We start from the raw sequence: 16,872 nt of genomic DNA on the forward strand, positions 1-16,872 counted from the left end.
GTGGGGGATCGCCGATGGTTCCTCAGCGGATGTTTAGCGCGCTCGGAGACGCTGTGGATAGACATACCGAAACGCCGGCGAAGGCCTGGTATCTGCTGCAGTGCAAGCCGCGCCAGGACGGGCGGGCTCAGGAGCATCTCATGCGCCAGGGCTTCGAATGCTTCGCACCGGTATTCACGGTGCAAGCGATCTGCGCCGGCAAGCTGCGCGAGCAGCAACAGCCATTGTTCCCCGGGTATGTGTTCATTCGCATGGGCGCCGAAGACAGCTGGCTATCGCTACGCTCCACGCGGGGCGTCAATCGCGTCGTCGCGTTCTGTGGTCAGCCTTGTCAGGTGCAGGACGCCATTGTCGATCACCTCCGGCAACGCTGTGCAGCGATAGGCCCCAGGCCTGCGTTGGTGCCTGGTGATCGAGTGCAGGTCAACGTCGGTGGGTTTGCCGAAATGGAAGCCATCTTCCTTTCCATGGAAGGCGAGGAGCGGGTGATGCTGTTGTTGAACGTGCTCAATCGCCAGCAGCGGATCCAGGTAAGTCTGGCGAGCGTTCAGCCCGTCCAGCGGCGCGCGGTTTCGTCGCTCTAATAAAAAACAAAACACCGAAATTTTTGTTTCGCCTGCCGTTGGATTCGCTGGTCGAGGCGGCCTGCGGCTGTGGTTGTGGCTGCTGGCAAACTGCTACAGGGACTCCAGCCCTGGGGCGGTAGCGTGCCTGAATCCAGCTTCGAACCGGCTTCAGGGTGTGCTGGGAAAGGCCTGGATGGAGGCGCCGCTCATCGATTCTGCAACTGTCCGGGATATTTGCGGTCTGTTGCGTGTCTATGCCTGCTCACATAAGCCAGCGTCGTGGCCGGAGTCGGTATGAACAACAATTTATCTCCGAGAAGGGATTCCATATGAGGAACATCACGCTTCCAGGTGTATCGCTACTGTGCCTTGTCGCTACCGATAGCTGGGCGGTCAACGAGCCGCAAGATATACGCATTGGCGGCTTCGAGTTCACCCCGACCCTGATTGTCCGTGAGAGCTACGACGACAACTATCGCGGGCTGTCAGACAACGAGCAGGCTTCCTGGGTGACTGGAATCAATCCGACTTTTTTGCTGGGGACGGGAAACCGCAACAGCGAATATGAACTCGAGTACTCCCTGAACCACGACATCTTTCATTCGGATTCGGAAGCCAGCAATACCGACCACCATCTAAAGCTCAGAAGCGTCATGGAGTTCACCTCCCGCCATCGTCTGAGCTGGGGCCTGGCCTATCACAAGGTTGAGGAGACCGCCGATACCGAAGACGCGACCGAGAACGACAAGTACAGCCGGGCCATCGCTCGCGCGGCTTATCGCTTCGGCGCGCGGACGGCGCGCAATCAGCTCGAGTTCGGGACCAACTACGAGCAGCTTCGTTACCACAACAGCGGCAACATCAACGCATCCGAAGAACGCGACAGCCTGATGTTCAACTCCATCTGGTTCCATCGCCTTGGCGCCAGCACGCGCTCGCTGGTCGAGGTTCGGCACACCGATCATGACTACAAACTCGCCAGTGCGCTGCGTGACAGCACCAACATCGCGCTGCTTGGTGGCGCGACCTGGGATGCCACTTCCAAGACCTCCGGTAGCTTCAAGCTCGGCGCCGAGCGCAAGGATTTCGACAGTGATCAGCGCGAGGATTTCACCAGTCCGATGTGGGAAGCCGGCGTCACCTGGAAGCCGCGCACCTATTCGGTATTCAACCTGACCTCACGGCGCGCCTTCGATGAAGGAGATGACGGGGCCAGCACCATCAACGACTGGACCACCCTGGCGACCTGGGAACACGAGTGGACCTCGCGTATCGCGACCGAAATGAAGTACCGCTTCTCCGATCGTGACTACGAAGGGATCGGTCGAAATGATGAACGAACGTCTTACGGTGCCGGCGTGATCTGGTCACCGGATCGCTGGGTCGATGTGACCCTGTCCTATCTCAGAACGGAAAACGACTCCAACCTGAGCTCGGAAACCTACGACCGAAACGTTTACCTGTTGAGCTTCGACCTGAGCCTTTGAGGCCGGGAAGGACGTTAACCAGTGCCTAAGGAGGAGCCGATCATGCGCATCCCGAACATGTATAAATTCTTTTCCGTCCTGTTGCTGCTGGTGTTCAGCGCCGCAGCCAGCGCCGCCCAATATCAGCTGGGCTCAGGCGATGTGATTCGTATCAGCGTTCACGGAGAGCCGGACCTTTCTTTCGAAGAAATACGCCTGACCGATGCCGGCACCTTCACCTTTCCCTTCATCGGTGAAGTCGACGCCAACGGCAAGACGCCGAGTGACGTGCGCAGCCTGTTGGTGGAAAAACTCAAGGACGGCTACCTGATCGACCCGCGTGTCTCGGTATCGGTGGTCAACTACCGCGAGTTCTATATCGCCGGCGAGGTCAAGCTTCCCGGCGGTTATCCCTACCAGCCCGGCCTTACGCTGGATCGGGCGATCGCGCTGGCCGGCGGCCTTACCGAGCGCGCCTCGACCAAACGCATGACCATTGTGCGGGGGTCCGAAGGCAGCCGCGCTGAAGAGAAAGCCACCATGGACACCCTGGTTCGCCCCGGCGATACGATCAACATCGACGAAGGATTCTTCTGATGAATAGCCCAGTTCGCCCGGATCGACCGTGGCAGCGTCCCGTAGGGCCTGCAGCCGATAGCGACTTCATAGACCTGAAGAAAATCTGGCATGCGATCTGGTCGCGTAAATGGGGCATTGTCCTGTTGGTGGCCATCGTCGCGTTGCTGACGTTTTTCCTCCTCTCGCGGGTGACTCCGATCTACAAGGCCGTCACTTCGGTACTCATCGAGACGAAAGGCACGCCGGTGTTGTCGTTCCAGCCGGCGGCCGATACGCCGGTTGAACTCAGTGAGTATTTGCAGACCCAGCTGAGCCTGATGCAGAGCCGTGGCGTTGCCGAGCGTGTGGTTCGGGACCTGAACCTGACCGAGCATCCCGAATTCGACCTGCGTCAGCAGCCTGGGCCGCTGGTGGATTTCTCGGGCATCGTCGATGCGCTGACAGGCGAAGAGCCTGAGCCGCTCACCGAGGCCCAGATCATCGATTACGCGACCCAGACCTTCATGGATCGCACGACTGTGTGGGTCGAAGGCAAGAGCCAGTTGGTCTATCTATCCATTGCGATGGCCGACCGTCTGACCGCTGCGCAAGCGACCAATCAATTGGCGCAGGCATACATCGAAGCGCAACTGGAGGCCAAGGTCGACATGTCGATGACGGCTGCCAGCTGGATGAATGAGCGCTTGGTTTCCCTGCGTCAGAAGCTTCAGGATTCGGAAGACCGTCTCCAGGCCTACCTGGACGCTGAAGGGCTGGTCGATCTGGACGGTGTCGGTACCATCAGTGCGAACGAGCTTTCATTGACTGGCGACCGCATGATCGATGCCCGCCGTCAGCGCGCCGAAGCCGAGAGCCAGTATCGTCAAGTCGAGTCCATGCGCAGCCAGGGCTGGGAGCGTCTGGCCAGTGTGCCTGCCGTGCTTGGCCATCCGCTGATCCAGCAGTTCAAAGCTGACCAGGCGCATGCCCGTTCGCGTGTGGAAGATCTTTCGCGTCGCTATGGGGATCGCCATCCGGCGATGGCTTCGGCACGCTCGGATCTCAACGCCGCCACTGCGAGCCTCAAGCAACAGGTTGAGCAGGTAGTGGCGAGCATCGAGCGTAACTATCAGCTGGCCGTGGCCAACGAGAATTCGCTGCGTGCCTCGTTCGACGAGAACAAGGGCCGAATCCAGGACATTTCCCGCAAGGAATTCAAGGTGCGTGACCTGCAGCGCCAGGTCGAAAGCGACCGCGCGTTGTACGACACCTTCATGACCCGTCTGCAGGAAACCACCGCGACCTCGGATCTGAGCTCGACCAACGCTCGCATCGTCGATGCGGCCATCCCGCCGACCGAGCCCAGTGCACCGAACAAGAAGCTGATCATGGTCGTGGCATTGTTCCTGGCGCTGGTGGTGGGAATCGCGCAGGCGATCATTCGGGAAATCCTCGACAACACCTTCAAGAGCTCCGAAGAGGTCGAGACCAAGCTGGGCCTGCCGGTCATGGGCATTGTTCCGCAAGTGCCACGCAAGATGCGCAAGGAGGTCAGCCATCTGTTCGAGCGCAGCAGCGACAAGCGCTTCTGCGAGGCCGTGCGGACCATTCGTACCAACCTGCTGCTGAGCGAGGCTAACCAGCCGCGTCAGGTATTGGTAGTGACTTCTACAGCGCCGGACGAGGGCAAGAGCTCGGTTTCGGCCAACCTGGCGTTCGCCATGGGGCAGTTGCATCGCGTGCTGTTGATCGATGCTGACCTGCGCCGCGCGACGCTCGACAAGGCATTCGACTTCAAGCCGGGTACGCCGGGCTTGGTCAACCTCATCGGCGGCAATGCCAAGCTCGAGGAGTGCATCCATTCCGTCGGCAATGTCGACATGATCGCGGCCGGGTCGGTGCCGTCCAATCCGCTGGAACTGCTATCTTCGCCACGCTTCGCCAAGTTGCTTGAAGTGGTCAAGGGTCGCTACGACCGCATCATCATCGACTCGCCGCCGAGCCAGGCGGTGAGCGATGCGGCCGTCCTGTCGACCTTGGCCGACGCGGTGATCTACGTCGTCAAATCCGACAGCACCCTGATCCCGCACGTGCAGAAGGGCGTTAGCCAGCTGCAGAACAGTAACGCGCCGATCACGGGCGTGGTGCTCAATCATGTCGATATCGAGAAAGCCAAGAAGAACGGTCAGTTCCGTGGCTACTACGACCATTACGGATACAGCGAGCAGACGGTCTAAAGCCAGTTCGCGCCATCCGTCACCGAGTCAGGTTCCGCTAGCGGTGAACCTGACTCGGATTGATTATCTGCCCAGCAAACGAATTTGCGCCTCCGGCCACCTGTAGGGTCGCGCCGAGGCACGCCTGTATCAATGTCTGAATCGAGGATCCTGTTATGAACATCACCGTCGTTGGAAGCGGCTACGTGGGGCTGGTTACCGGTGCCTGTATTGCGGAGATGGGCAACACGGTCTACTGCGTCGACGTCGACAAGTCCAAGATCGATAACCTCAAGCAGGGCATTCTGCCGATCTACGAGCCGGGTCTCGAAGAGATCGTCACCGAGAATCATGCGGCTGGGCGGCTGCACTTCACGACCTCGCTGGGCGAAGCCGTCGAGCAATCGGAAGTTTTCTTCATCGCTGTTGGCACTCCGCCTGGCGAAGATGGCTCGGCGGATCTGCGCTACGTGCTGGAAGTTGCACGGCAGATTGGCGATACGCTGAGCGCGCCGGCCATCGTGGTGAACAAGTCCACCGTGCCGGTCGGTACCGCGGATCTGGTACGTGCAGCGGTGTCCGAACGCCTCGAGGCGCGCGGCGTCGATATCGAATTCTCTGTGGTCTCGAACCCGGAATTCCTTAAGGAAGGCGCCGCGGTCAACGACTTCATGCACCCGGACCGGATCGTCATCGGTGCCGACAACGAGCATGCCCGCCAGGTCATGAGCGCGCTTTACGCGCCCTTCATCCGAAATCGCCCGCGCACCATATTCATGGGCATCCGTGATGCGGAAATGACCAAGTACGCCGCCAACGCGATGCTGGCGACCAAGATCTCGTTCATGAACGAAATCGCGAGTCTCTGCGAGCGCCTCGACGTGGACGTCGAGAACGTGCGCCTGGGGATCGGTTCGGACGAGCGCATCGGCTATCACTTCATCTATGCCGGTTGCGGCTATGGCGGGTCGTGTTTCCCGAAGGACGTCAAGGCACTGATCAACATTGCCCACCAGAACGACTTCGAGCCCGAGTTGCTGCGGGCCGTCGAGTCGCGCAACGACCAGCAGAAGCACTCGCTGTTCAACAAGATTTCTACCCATTTCAATGGCGACCTGAGCGGTCGCACCTTCGCGGTCTGGGGCCTGGCATTCAAGCCCGGCACCGACGACATGCGCGAAGCGCCGAGCGTGGTGCTGATCAACAGCCTGATCAATGCCGGTGCCAAGGTGCGGGCTTTCGATCCGGTCGCACGCGAGACCGCGCGCCGTGAGTTTCCGGAAAGCTGGTTCGCCGATGGCCGTTTGCAGATCGTCGAAGGTCAGTACGAGGCTGCAATCGATGCCGACGCGCTGTGCCTGGTTACCGAATGGAAACCTTTCCGTCGCCCGGATTTCCGCGCCTTGAAGCGACTGCTGAACACTCCGCTGATCATCGACGGCCGTAACCAGTACGACCGCGAGCAGGTCAAGCGCGAAGGTTTTGGCTACTACGGCGTCGGCCGTCAGCCGGTCCTGGCCTGAGCAAGGGGCAGCGAGTGAACGCCATCGATCAGCCCAGCGTGCGGCGCGGTCCTTCTCCCATTCGGGAAAGGCTAGCCGCGCTGTTGCACGCCAGCATGCGAAGCAAGTTGCTACGCAACATCGTCACCGTGGTAACCGGCACCGCCGGTGCGCAGGCGATCACGTTGGCGTTCATGCCGGTGATCACCCGCATCTATGGACCGGAAGCTTACGGCGTCCTGGGGACCTTCCTCAGCGTCACCATGATGCTGATTCCGGTCGCGGCGCTGACCTACCCGATCGCCATCGTGCTGCCCAAGCGTGATGGCGATGCCCGCGGGCTGGTGCGTCTGGCGTTGGCAATCGCCCTGGCATTGGCGACGGTGGTCGCCCTGGCGCTGCTGGTATTCGGCGATCGGCTGGCGGCCGCGCTGGAAATTCAGATCATCCAGCCGTACCTGCTGCTCATCCCGTTCGTGATGTTCTGCGGTGCGGCGTTGGAGATCTGTCAGCAATGGCTGTTTCGCACACAACGTTTCCGTATCACTGCGAGCGTGGCGGTGGGGCACTCGTTGCTGTTCAATTCGATGCGCACGCTGGCCGGCCTGGTGCAGTCGTCGGCACTGGTATTGGTTTGCACCACCGCGCTGCAGCAGGCCCTGCACGCGGCAATGCTGGGTCTGGCGATGCTGCGTGCGAAGCCCCATCGGGACAACCACGCCGACGAAACCGAGCAGGGCGACCCGGGCATGCTGGAGCTGGCTCGTCGGCACAGTGACTTTCCCAAGTATCGCGCACCGGTGATGCTGATCAACGCTGTCTCGCAGCACCTGCCAACGCTGGTGCTGGCCGCTTATTTCGGCCCGGCCGCGGCCGGATTCTTCGCCCTGTGCAAGCAGGCGCTGACCATGCCGACCAACTTGATTGGCAAGTCGGTCGCCGACGTCTATTACCCGCGCATCAGCCGCGCAATCCATGACCGTGAGCCGGTCACGGCGATGTTGCTGAAGGCGACCAGCGCGCTGGGACTGGTGGGCTTGGTGCCATTTTCGCTGGTGGCGGTGTTCGGGCCTTGGATGTTTGCGCTGGTGTTCGGTGAACAGTGGCACGTCGCGGGCGAGTACGCCCGCTGGTTGGCGCTGGCCGAGTACGTGATCTTCGTCTCGCGCCCCTGCGTGGTGGCGGTGCCGGCGCTGTCCCTGCAAGGCCGGTTCCTTCTGTTCGAGATATTCAGCACCAGCTTGCGCGTGCTTTCGCTATTCGGCGGGGCGCTGCTGATCGGCAATGCGCTGGCCACCGTTCAGGCGTTCGCCGTCGCCAGCATCATCATCTACTCGTCGCTGATGGTGATCGTGCTGGTCGCCTCGCGCCGGTGGTATGCGGCCCAGCACCCGAAAGCCCAGTACTCGGAAGAGAGTTTCGATTGATATGAAGGTATTACATTTGGTCGCTGGCGAATTGACCGGAGGTGCTGCCCGCGGTGCGTACTGGTTGCACCAGGGGTTGCGCTCGCTGGGTGTCGATTCTCTCGTCTACACCAACAGCCAGATTACTCATGGCGATACCTCGGTGGTGTCCGTCAGCCGCAGCAAGAAAGACAAGATCATCAGTATCGCCAGGAGCCAGGCGGACCAGGCATTCGCCAGCTTCTACCGTGGACGCCAGTCGGGCATGTTCAGCGCCGGGGTGATGGGCGCCGATTTCACCGACAGCACCGAATGCCGCGAGGCCGACGTGGTGCATCTGCACTGGATCAATGGCGGCTTCGTCGACATGAAGCACCTGGCCAAGCTGCGCAAGCCGGTGGTCTGGACCATGCGCGACATGTGGCCGATGACGGGTGGCTGTCACTACGCCATGGGCTGCGAGAAGTTCATTACCGGCTGCGGCAGCTGCGATCAACTCGGCAGCACCTCCGACAGGGACCTGTCGCGCTTCGTGCTCAACCGCAAGCGCAAGTATCTGCCCAAATCGATGAAGATGATCGGCATCAGCGACTGGGTCTCCGAGCAGGCCAGGCAGAGCCTGCTGTTCTGCGATTTCGACGTACGCACCATTCACAACAACGTCGATGCCAACGAGTTCTTCCCGCTGGATAAACCCCTGGCCAGGCAGTTGCTAGGGCTGAATACCGAGAAGAAGATCATCCTCACCGGCTGTACCAGCGCCAAGGACATCTACAAGGGCTTCGGCAAATACCTGGAGATGCTCAAGCATCTCGACCCGGCCAAGTACCACCTGTGCTTTTTCGGCAAGCTGGACCAGTCCATCGCCGACGGCTTGGGCTTCGACTACACCTCGTTTGGCTACCTGCACGACAGCATCTCGCTGCGCCTGCTGTATTCGGCGGCCGATGTCTTCATTGCGCCAAGCCTGATGGAAGCGTTCGGCAAGACCCTCGCCGAAGCCATGGGCTGTGGGACCCCCGTGGTGTGCTTCGACGCCACCGGCCCGAAAGATATCGTGACTCACCAACACGACGGCTATAAGGCCGCGCCCTTCGAAGCCAGGGGGCTCGCCGAGGGCGTCGAGTGGGTCACGGGCGAGGCCGACTATCCACAGCTCGCGGCCAATGCGAGAGAAAAGATCGTCAGCACCTTCGACAGTCCGGTCATCGCTCGGCAGTACCGGGCGCTGTACGAGGAAATGCTCGCATGAGCGGTCCGTCCGTCCGAGGCGGGCAGGGCAGTAACGCTTCGTTAACTTCGGCTGCCAACAATCAATTTAAAGCTGCTGTTCGGCGGGACAGGGCGCTTGGTCGCGCCTGCTTTGGCCGCCCAGCATCACACACCACTCCTCTTGTCATCTGGAACCTACAGGTACTCTGAAATGGAAAAGAAACGCGCACTGATCACCGGGATTACTGGGCAGGACGGTTCCTACCTCGCCGAGTTTCTGCTGGAAAAGGGCTACGAGGTCCATGGCATCAAGCGCCGCGCCTCGTTGTTCAATACTCAGCGGGTCGATCACATCTATCAGGACCCTCATGTCGAGCACCAGAACCTGGTTCTGCACTACGGCGACCTGACCGACTCGTCCAATCTGACTCGCATCATCCAGGAAGTGCAGCCCGACGAGGTGTACAACCTGGGTGCGCAATCGCACGTCGCCGTCAGCTTCGAATCGCCTGAATACACGGCGGATGTCGACGGCATGGGCGCGTTGCGCATTCTGGAAGCCATTCGCCTGCTGGGCCTGGAAAAGAAAACCCGCTTCTACCAGGCCTCGACCTCCGAGCTGTACGGCTTGGTGCAGGAGATTCCGCAGAAGGAAACCACGCCGTTCTATCCGCGTTCGCCTTATGCAGTGGCGAAGCTGTACGCCTACTGGATCACGGTCAACTACCGCGAAGCCTACGGTATGTATGCCTGCAACGGCATTCTCTTCAACCACGAGTCGCCACGCCGCGGCGAAACCTTCGTGACCCGCAAGATCACCCGCGGCCTGGCAAACATCGCTCAGGGACTGGAGAAGTGCTTGCACATGGGCAACCTCGACGCGCTACGCGATTGGGGCCATGCCAAGGATTACGTACGCATGCAGTGGATGATGCTGCAGCAGGAGCAGGCGGAAGACTTCGTCATCGCTACCGGCGTGCAGTACTCGGTGCGCGAATTCATTCGTTGGTCCGCCGCTGAGCTGGGTGTCCAGCTGCGCTTCGAAGGCAGCGGCGTAGACGAGCGCGCCATCGTTGCCGGCATCGAAGGAGACAAGGCACCGGCGCTTAACGTGGGTGACGTCATCGTTCGCATCGATCCGCGCTACTTCCGTCCGGCGGAAGTGGAGACCCTGCTCGGCGACCCGAGCAACGCCAAGAACAAACTTGGCTGGACCCCGGAAATCAGCGTGCAGGAAATGTGCGCCGAGATGGTCCGCGAGGATCTGAAGGTCGCCCAGCGCCATGCCCTGCTCAAAGAGCACGGCTTCGACATTCCAGTGACATTGGAGAACTGAATATGAATCGTGACGCACGTATTTTCGTTGCGGGACATCGCGGCATGGTGGGCTCCGCGATTGTCCGTCGCCTGCAATCGCTGGGATACCGCAATCTCATCACGCGTGGGCGTGAGGAGTTGGATCTGGTCGACCAGGCGGCGGTGAACGCCTTTTTTGCAGAGAACAAGATCGATCAGGTTTACATGGCCTCGGCCAAGGTGGGTGGCATTCATGCCAACAACACCTATCCGGCCGAGTTCATCTACCAGAACCTCATGGTCGAAGCGAACATCATTCATGCCGCGCATTGCAACGACGTCAATAAGTTGCTGTTCCTCGGCTCGTCGTGCATCTATCCCAAGTTCGCCGAGCAGCCGATGAAGGAAGAGGCGTTGGTGACCGGCGTGTTAGAACCGACCAACGAGCCCTACGCAGTGGCGAAGATTGCTGGCATCAAACTGTGCGAGAGCTACAACCGCCAGTACGGCCGTGACTATCGCAGCGTGATGCCAACCAACCTCTACGGTCCGAACGACAATTTCCATCCGGAAAACAGCCATGTGGTGCCGGCATTGCTCAAGCGCTTCCACGAGGCGACGCAGCGCGGCGATAACGAAGTCGTGATCTGGGGCAGCGGCAAGCCGCAGCGCGAGTTCCTCCATGTCGACGACATGGCCGCAGCCTGCGTGCACGTCATGGAACTGGATGACGAGACCTATCAGGCCCATACCCAGCCGATGCTGTCGCACATCAACGTGGGTACTGGGGTGGACTGCAGCATCCGCGAGCTCGCCGAAACCATTGCTCGGGTCACTGAGTACCAGGGCGAGCTCAAATTCGACAGCACCAAGCCGGACGGCACCCCGCGCAAGCTCATGGACGTCTCGCGTCTCAAGGCGCTCGGTTGGCAGTCGAGCATCAGCCTGGAAGACGGTCTGCGCGATGCATATCGCTGGTTCGTCGAAAATCAGCATCTGGTTCGTCACTGATCAATCAGGGCCATGGCCTGCCACGCAGGATTTTTGGCGCGATGAGCGGGGAAGAGACAGGCGGGCGATAGCGCCGGAGAAGCAATGCGGCGCATTTGGCTTGAGCAACAGCGGACTTTTTTGCCGCTGTTGTTGTCCATCCATGGCACATGATTCCTCCGCCGTGGTGAACCGCCTATCTAGAAGTCGTCAAACCGGACCGGCTCGGTTCTGTGTTCGCCACGTCACATCTGGAAAATGGGGAAAGCCGCTTGTTAAGGAAAGTTCTGGCGTACAAGAATCTGCTGTTCATGCTCCTGTTGCTGAACTCCACCTGCTTCTTCCTGACGGATGACAAGCGGGCCGGAATTCCGTACTTCCAGGAGCTGTTTTTGCTACTGGTTCTGGCGGCAACAGCCTGCCTGTTCGTAGCATGGAAGTGGGTCTATCAGTCAAAGACCAGCCTGTGGATCATCTTCATGGGCTGCCTGCTGCCGGTTATCTCCGCGGTGCTCGCCAACCTGAACTTCGGTCAACCCATGGCATATGGCTTGCTGGAAGAGCGTCGTTTCTTTCAATACCTGGTGTTTTTCCCGACCCTGTTCCTGTTGATCAAGGCGTCTCCGACCGAGGAGGAACTGGGAAAGTACTTTCTTTACGTCGGCCTGTTCTGCGCCACCCTGGGCTTTGCCTACTATCTGGGAATTATTCCGCAGAACAAAGTGGCTTCCTTCACCGTCGATGATTGGACGCAGTACGAGGACCTGTTGCGTCCGAATCGCTTCCGCATCGGTGCGCCCGTAGTCACCATCTCGGCGTTCATGCTGATGTACAGCATGAAGGATCGGGTCACGATCGGCAGGCTACTGGTTCTTCTCTACTTCGTGGCCTATCTCTGGCTGGTCATGCAGACCCGGCAGACCATGGTGGTCTGGGCCTTGGCGGGTATGTGGATATTCCGTAAGCGCATCGATTCGCTGATGAAGATGAGTGTGCTCGGCGTGACGATCCTGGTGGTGTCATACCTGTTGGTCCCTGAGTTCTATCACGAACAATACGCCCGATTCGATGCCTTGCTCTTCGACGCCACAGCGGGGCCTGGCGTGCGGGAGAGAACCGTTTCGATCATTCTGGATGCCATCAGCGCCAACAACTATTTCGGCATGGGTGCGCTGTCTCTGCAATGGCAAGGCGGGTTCTCGCGAATTTATAACTCACACTTTTATCTCGCCGATGTCGGAATATTCGGCGTCTATTATCGGTACGGGTTCCTGGCGCCTATCGTCGCCTTGGTCTTCTATGGCGGCTTCATCTGGATAATGCGCCAATGCTCGAACAAGGGGCCTTTGCTGGCAGCCCTGCAACTATCCTTTGTGGTCAGCATGTTGAATATTGCGCTTTCCAATGCACTGACATTTTCTGGTGATGTGTATGGGATGGCGGCGGCGTTTTTCCTTTATTACGCCAAGCTTAAAACAGCGGACACCCCCCTTACGGCAAATCTTGAACAGGTGAATTATGGTCAGTTTCAGTATCGTAACTATAAACTGGAATAATCTGGATGGCCTGAAGGAAACCTATCGGAGCCTAACCAGCCAGACCTACCGGAACTTTCGCTGGATTGTTATCGACGGCGCCTCAAAAGATGGGAGCGGCGAATGGTTGAAAAGTCTTGACGACGATCAGGCGGAAATAACCATCGAGCCGGACAAGGGTATTTACGATGCGATGAACAAAGGGCGTCTGCGTGCAGTCGAGACGTCCGGCTATACGCTGTTCCTCAACAGCGGTGACTCGCTTGCCGACCCATCGGTACTCGAACGTATCAATGGCGAGTTGTCGAAAACGACCGCCGTACCGAAGTTCATCTATGGTGACTTCTATCGCAAGGAAGCCAGCGGCGACTTGAAACTCACCAGCGCACGTCCCATCGAACGCGCGCCGCTGGGTTTGCCGGCCAGCCATCAGACCATGTACTTCGAGAATGAGCGACTGCGCCAGTTCGAATTCAGGCTCGATTACAAGTTGTCAGCAGACTACTGCTTGTTGCTTGAATTCCTGCAGGGGCTGGACTTGCAAAGCGAAGTTCTGCAACTGTCGTTTCCGCTGTGCATCTTCGATACCACGGGTGTATCGCACAAGCGACGCTTTGAGGCGATTCGTGAAGACATGCATATCAGAACGCGCTTTCTGAATTTTTCCAAACCCAACGCCTTGGCGCTCTATGTGCTGCATTACGTACATACCCATACCAAACAACTGCGTTCGTCATTGGGGCGTTGAAGAAGTAGACGGGTTTCCCATCGAGGAGATGGTCCAAGAAAAGGCACAGGAGAGTGTTCGATGAATTACCGAAGCCTGAATGACCTATCGCGGCTCAGCACTGAGTGTGCCAGCAAGATTCCAAACGATGTCGATCTAGTGGTCGGTATCCCCCGAAGCGGGACGCTGGTCGCCAGCGTCATCGCGCTGAAGCAGAACCTGCCATTGACGGACCTCTATTCGTTTCTGCGCAATGATGATCTGAAGAAAGGCAATACCCGCACCTACAAACACGCCGACCTGACGAAGCCATGGGATGCAAGAAAAATCCTGCTTGTGGACGATAGCATCTCATCGGGCAACTCCATGCAGGCCGCGTTGGTGCAGGTACGCTCCGCTTATAAGGGCAGCGTGGTGACCATGGCCGCGTTTGCCGAACGACATAATCGGAATCTCGTAGATGTACATCTAGAACTCGTAGAGCAGCCGCGGATGTTTGAATGGAACGTGATGCACCATCCGTTCCTGGCCCAGGCATGTCTGGATATAGATGGGGTGCTCTGCGTCGATCCGACCTTGGAGGAGAACGATGACGGACCGAACTACCTGCAGTTTCTAGGTTGCACGCGCCCGCTCTTCATCCCTTCGGTCAAGGTTGCGCATCTGGTGACCAGTCGGCTTGAAAAATACCGTGCCGAAACGGAGGCGTGGCTGGAGCGCAACGGTGTGCAATACGGCACCTTGCACATGCTCGACCTACCCACTGCTGAAGAGCGCCGCCGATTGAATATCCATCACAAGTTCAAGGCGGAGGTTTATGCCAAACAACCGTTGACGCGGCTATTCGTCGAGAGCGAAGTCAGGCAGGCGGTCGAGATCATGAAGCTCAGTGGCAAACCGGTGTACTGCATCGAGACCAATGAGATGTACGTGCCTGGCCAGGTCTATAACCTCAAGTCCAATGCATTGCGCAAGAGCTACAGCCTGAAGGCGAAGCTGGTCGGCAAGGCTAGATCGATTCTTGGCAAGTGGGTACCGGTCGCACCCTCGTCGAAGAGCTGATGCGCCCGTTTCGATCGCACCTGGGGGCGGCCGGAACGAGCGCTGGTGCTGCTCAGTGTTTGGGGCCGATTTGGCTGCAATCTCCCTGGTTGACGTACTTGCTGAGCACTTCCCACTGCGGACGGTCCTGACCGTCCTTCGGTTCGACGGACAACTTGTATTTGCCCCAGGACGAACCGGCCGCCCAGTATGTCATCGGGATGCAGTGTTGCTGCAGGTATGCCAGCAAGTTATCCATCGCTTCCAATAGGCGGGGATCATCGGAAGGAACACCAAACTCACCGATATGACCTTGCTTGCCATGCTCGATCAACCAATCGATAAAGGGTTTGACGCGTTTGACGCCGAGCATGGTGTCGAAGTCTTTCTCCAGCGGTTCCTTGTATTGTCCGCTACCGTGTTTATCAAGATACAGATGGGCGGAAAATATCAACTTGTCGGAGGGGTCTTTCAGTTGCAACAGCGGATCATTGAATTTCTGCCAGCGAAAACTGCTGGACCAGAAGTTGCCCTCGATAAACAAGGGCCGCGCCTTGTCATGTTTTCTGATGGCGTCGATACCGGCTTGGGCTGCGGCCGGCCAATATTCGTCGGCGCCGTGTGGTTCGTTCATGATGTCGTAGGCATAAAGCCCTGGGTGATCCTTCCAACGCTTGGCAATGCGTTCCAACAGATCCGCGTAAGCCGATATCGGTACAGCTTCGGTTCCAATGATCTGTTTCTGATAGCGGGCGTAGTTGTGAATGTCGAGGATGACCCGCATGTCGTTATCAGCGGCTTGTTGCAATGTCTCTTCGATCAGCTGTGCATAATCTTCGTCAAGTTCCGCGTTCAATTCATGCTGCAGGCGTTCCCACATGATGGGAAAGCGAATGGTCATGATGCCCTTGGCCTTCCACTTCGAAAGATAGCCAGGAGCTGGGAAGAAATAATTTGTTTTATATTTCCCAGGGATGACATTGCCAGAAAATGCGGCACCGCCAATATTCAGTCCGATCAGATCGATATTTTCTGCCTCGCTTGCGGCACTCCCGAGCACAAGTGCGAGTCCGAGGAGTATTCCTTTTGATCGTTTCGAAACGCTACGTGTCCTTAACATCTGACTACCTCTTTTTACCCTTTGGGAAGATACCGCGGGAGCGGCTGCTTCGTTTGTCCGGCAGAGCCAGGCATTGTTCAGTTTTTTTCCAGACGAATCTTCCGTTCTGCACGCACCCCCATCCGGCTGCTGCAGTGCGTCTCGATGACTTTCATTTGATTTGCAGACAGAGAAGCTATTTATGAAAAATCCCCTCACCAAAAGGATGGATCCTTTGATAGGGAAGCTGAAACTATTGGACGAAACAGATACCGGCCCTTTTATCTCCGAGTTGAAGAAGCGCGAATCGCCGACCATCCTGGGGTTTCTCAATCAGCATGGCTACAACATCGCTCAGCGTCATTCCTCGGTCCTGCACAGCTTTCTTCAGGTCAACTATTTGCTGCGCGACGGCATCGGTATCAAGATCGCCTGCTTGTTCAATGGGCTCGACCCGAAAGCCAACCTCAACGGATCCGACTTCATTCCAGAGCTGATCGAAGATCTGGTAGGAGACTCCGAAGACCGTTACGAGCTGTTCGCCATGGGGACTTGTGAGCCTTGGCTGAGCGATGGCGCGCGCAAACTGTTCGGCGACCGCAGGTTCTATGCGATCGATGGCTTCAAGCGTTCCGAGGAGTACCTGGAGTTCTTTCGGCAGCACCACGTGCCCGGGCGCTTTCCGATCATCGTGTTGGCCATGGGCATGCCCAAGCAGGAGCATGTGGCGCTGCATCTGCAAAAGGCGATGAATACCCGTGCACTGCTGATCTGTGGTGGCGCGATCCTTGATTTTTCGGCACAGCGCTTTCCGCGCGCACCGATGCTTTTTCGCCGGTTTGGGCTGGAATGGGCGTTCCGCATGCTCATCGAGCCCCGTCGCTTGTTCAAGCGTTACGCCGTGGGGATCCCGCTGTTCTTCTATTACCTGTCGCGTAACGCCTTCTCGAGCACGCGGCGCGTCGGTGGCTGGAGTGCGCTCAAGCGCGAACCCTAACCAATTGCTGCCGCCTGGCAAGGAGGAGAGGGCGGCAGCAGCCAGGATAGGTGGCAAAACGGACCGCGATTAGCGTGGGACACCGTTAATGTCATCAGCTTGCGTCGATCGAGACGATCCCAGCGTGGTACGTCTTGCTCGTCGAGCGCCCAGCAGGTTCATCGGTAACGCGAGTCAATATCCCCGCGCCAGTGCCCAAAACCTGGCCAGTCAGAAGCCCGAGTGGCTTCATCCCCCAATATTCCCAACATGATTTTTGCA

The 16,872-nt window shown here is 58.4% G+C and carries 14 protein-coding genes; 13 read left to right on the forward strand and 1 reads right to left on the reverse strand.

Annotation, left to right across the window (positions count from 1 at the left end; genetic code table 11):
• The first annotated feature begins 53 nt into the window (after positions 1-53).
• From rfaH to UF78_RS06365, 12 genes are all read left to right on the forward strand, one after another.
• A complete protein-coding gene (gene rfaH / locus UF78_RS06310) occupies positions 54-584 on the forward strand; it encodes a transcription/translation regulatory transformer protein RfaH (RefSeq protein ID WP_230623578.1) in 531 nt (176 codons plus the stop codon).
• 311 nt (positions 585-895) lie between these two features.
• A complete protein-coding gene (locus UF78_RS06315; protein ID WP_045161223.1) occupies positions 896-2,053 on the forward strand; it encodes an outer membrane beta-barrel protein in 1,158 nt (385 codons plus the stop codon).
• A 42-nt stretch (positions 2,054-2,095) separates the two neighbouring features.
• Positions 2,096-2,629, forward strand: coding sequence for a polysaccharide biosynthesis/export family protein (locus UF78_RS06320; RefSeq protein WP_045161224.1), 534 nt, complete (start codon positions 2,096-2,098; stop codon positions 2,627-2,629).
• The gene (locus UF78_RS06325) at positions 2,629-4,827 is read left to right on the forward strand and encodes a GumC family protein (protein ID WP_045161225.1); all 2,199 of its coding nucleotides are present in this window, start codon (positions 2,629-2,631) and stop codon (positions 4,825-4,827) included. Before UF78_RS06320 ends, UF78_RS06325 begins: the two co-directional genes overlap by 1 nt.
• Before the next feature lie 155 nt (positions 4,828-4,982).
• Positions 4,983-6,329, forward strand: coding sequence for a UDP-glucose dehydrogenase family protein (locus UF78_RS06330; protein WP_045161226.1), 1,347 nt, complete (start codon positions 4,983-4,985; stop codon positions 6,327-6,329).
• A 95-nt stretch (positions 6,330-6,424) separates the two neighbouring features.
• Positions 6,425-7,735, forward strand: a complete 1,311-nt coding sequence (locus tag UF78_RS06335; protein WP_230623579.1) for a lipopolysaccharide biosynthesis protein — start codon at positions 6,425-6,427, stop codon at positions 7,733-7,735.
• A gap of 1 nt (position 7,736) precedes the next feature.
• On the forward strand, positions 7,737-8,966 hold the full coding sequence (locus tag UF78_RS06340; RefSeq protein ID WP_045161228.1) for a glycosyltransferase family 4 protein: 1,230 nt from the start codon (positions 7,737-7,739) through the stop codon (positions 8,964-8,966).
• Between the two features lie 171 nt (positions 8,967-9,137).
• A complete protein-coding gene (gmd, locus tag UF78_RS06345) occupies positions 9,138-10,262 on the forward strand; it encodes a GDP-mannose 4,6-dehydratase (RefSeq protein ID WP_045161229.1) in 1,125 nt (374 codons plus the stop codon).
• A 2-nt stretch (positions 10,263-10,264) separates the two neighbouring features.
• The gene (fcl, locus tag UF78_RS06350; protein ID WP_045161230.1) at positions 10,265-11,233 is read left to right on the forward strand and encodes a GDP-L-fucose synthase; all 969 of its coding nucleotides are present in this window, start codon (positions 10,265-10,267) and stop codon (positions 11,231-11,233) included.
• Positions 11,234-11,523: 290 nt separating this feature from the next.
• Positions 11,524-12,768: a hypothetical protein gene (locus tag UF78_RS06355; RefSeq protein WP_045161231.1), complete on the forward strand. Its 1,245-nt coding sequence runs from the start codon at positions 11,524-11,526 to the stop codon at positions 12,766-12,768.
• The gene (locus UF78_RS06360; RefSeq protein ID WP_045161232.1) at positions 12,731-13,495 is read left to right on the forward strand and encodes a glycosyltransferase; all 765 of its coding nucleotides are present in this window, start codon (positions 12,731-12,733) and stop codon (positions 13,493-13,495) included. Before UF78_RS06355 ends, UF78_RS06360 begins: the two co-directional genes overlap by 38 nt.
• Positions 13,496-13,555: 60 nt before the next feature.
• The gene (locus UF78_RS06365) at positions 13,556-14,536 is read left to right on the forward strand and encodes a phosphoribosyltransferase family protein (RefSeq protein WP_045161233.1); all 981 of its coding nucleotides are present in this window, start codon (positions 13,556-13,558) and stop codon (positions 14,534-14,536) included.
• 52 nt (positions 14,537-14,588) lie between these two features.
• On the opposite strand, the gene UF78_RS06370 is transcribed toward UF78_RS06365, so the two are convergent.
• On the reverse strand, positions 14,589-15,635 hold the full coding sequence (locus tag UF78_RS06370) for a glycoside hydrolase family 5 protein (RefSeq protein ID WP_045161234.1): 1,047 nt from the start codon (positions 15,633-15,635) through the stop codon (positions 14,589-14,591).
• Positions 15,636-15,816: 181 nt separating this feature from the next.
• Between UF78_RS06370 and UF78_RS06375 the strand changes: the two genes are divergently transcribed.
• Positions 15,817-16,611 carry a WecB/TagA/CpsF family glycosyltransferase gene (locus UF78_RS06375; RefSeq protein ID WP_230623580.1) on the forward strand — a complete coding sequence of 265 codons (795 nt, stop codon included), beginning with the start codon at positions 15,817-15,819 and terminating at the stop codon, positions 16,609-16,611.
• The last annotated feature ends 261 nt before the right edge of the window (positions 16,612-16,872 follow it).

This window comes from Stutzerimonas stutzeri (assembly GCF_000952685.1).
In the GTDB taxonomy this organism is placed as follows: Bacteria; Pseudomonadota; Gammaproteobacteria; order Pseudomonadales; family Pseudomonadaceae; genus Stutzerimonas; species Stutzerimonas stutzeri_E.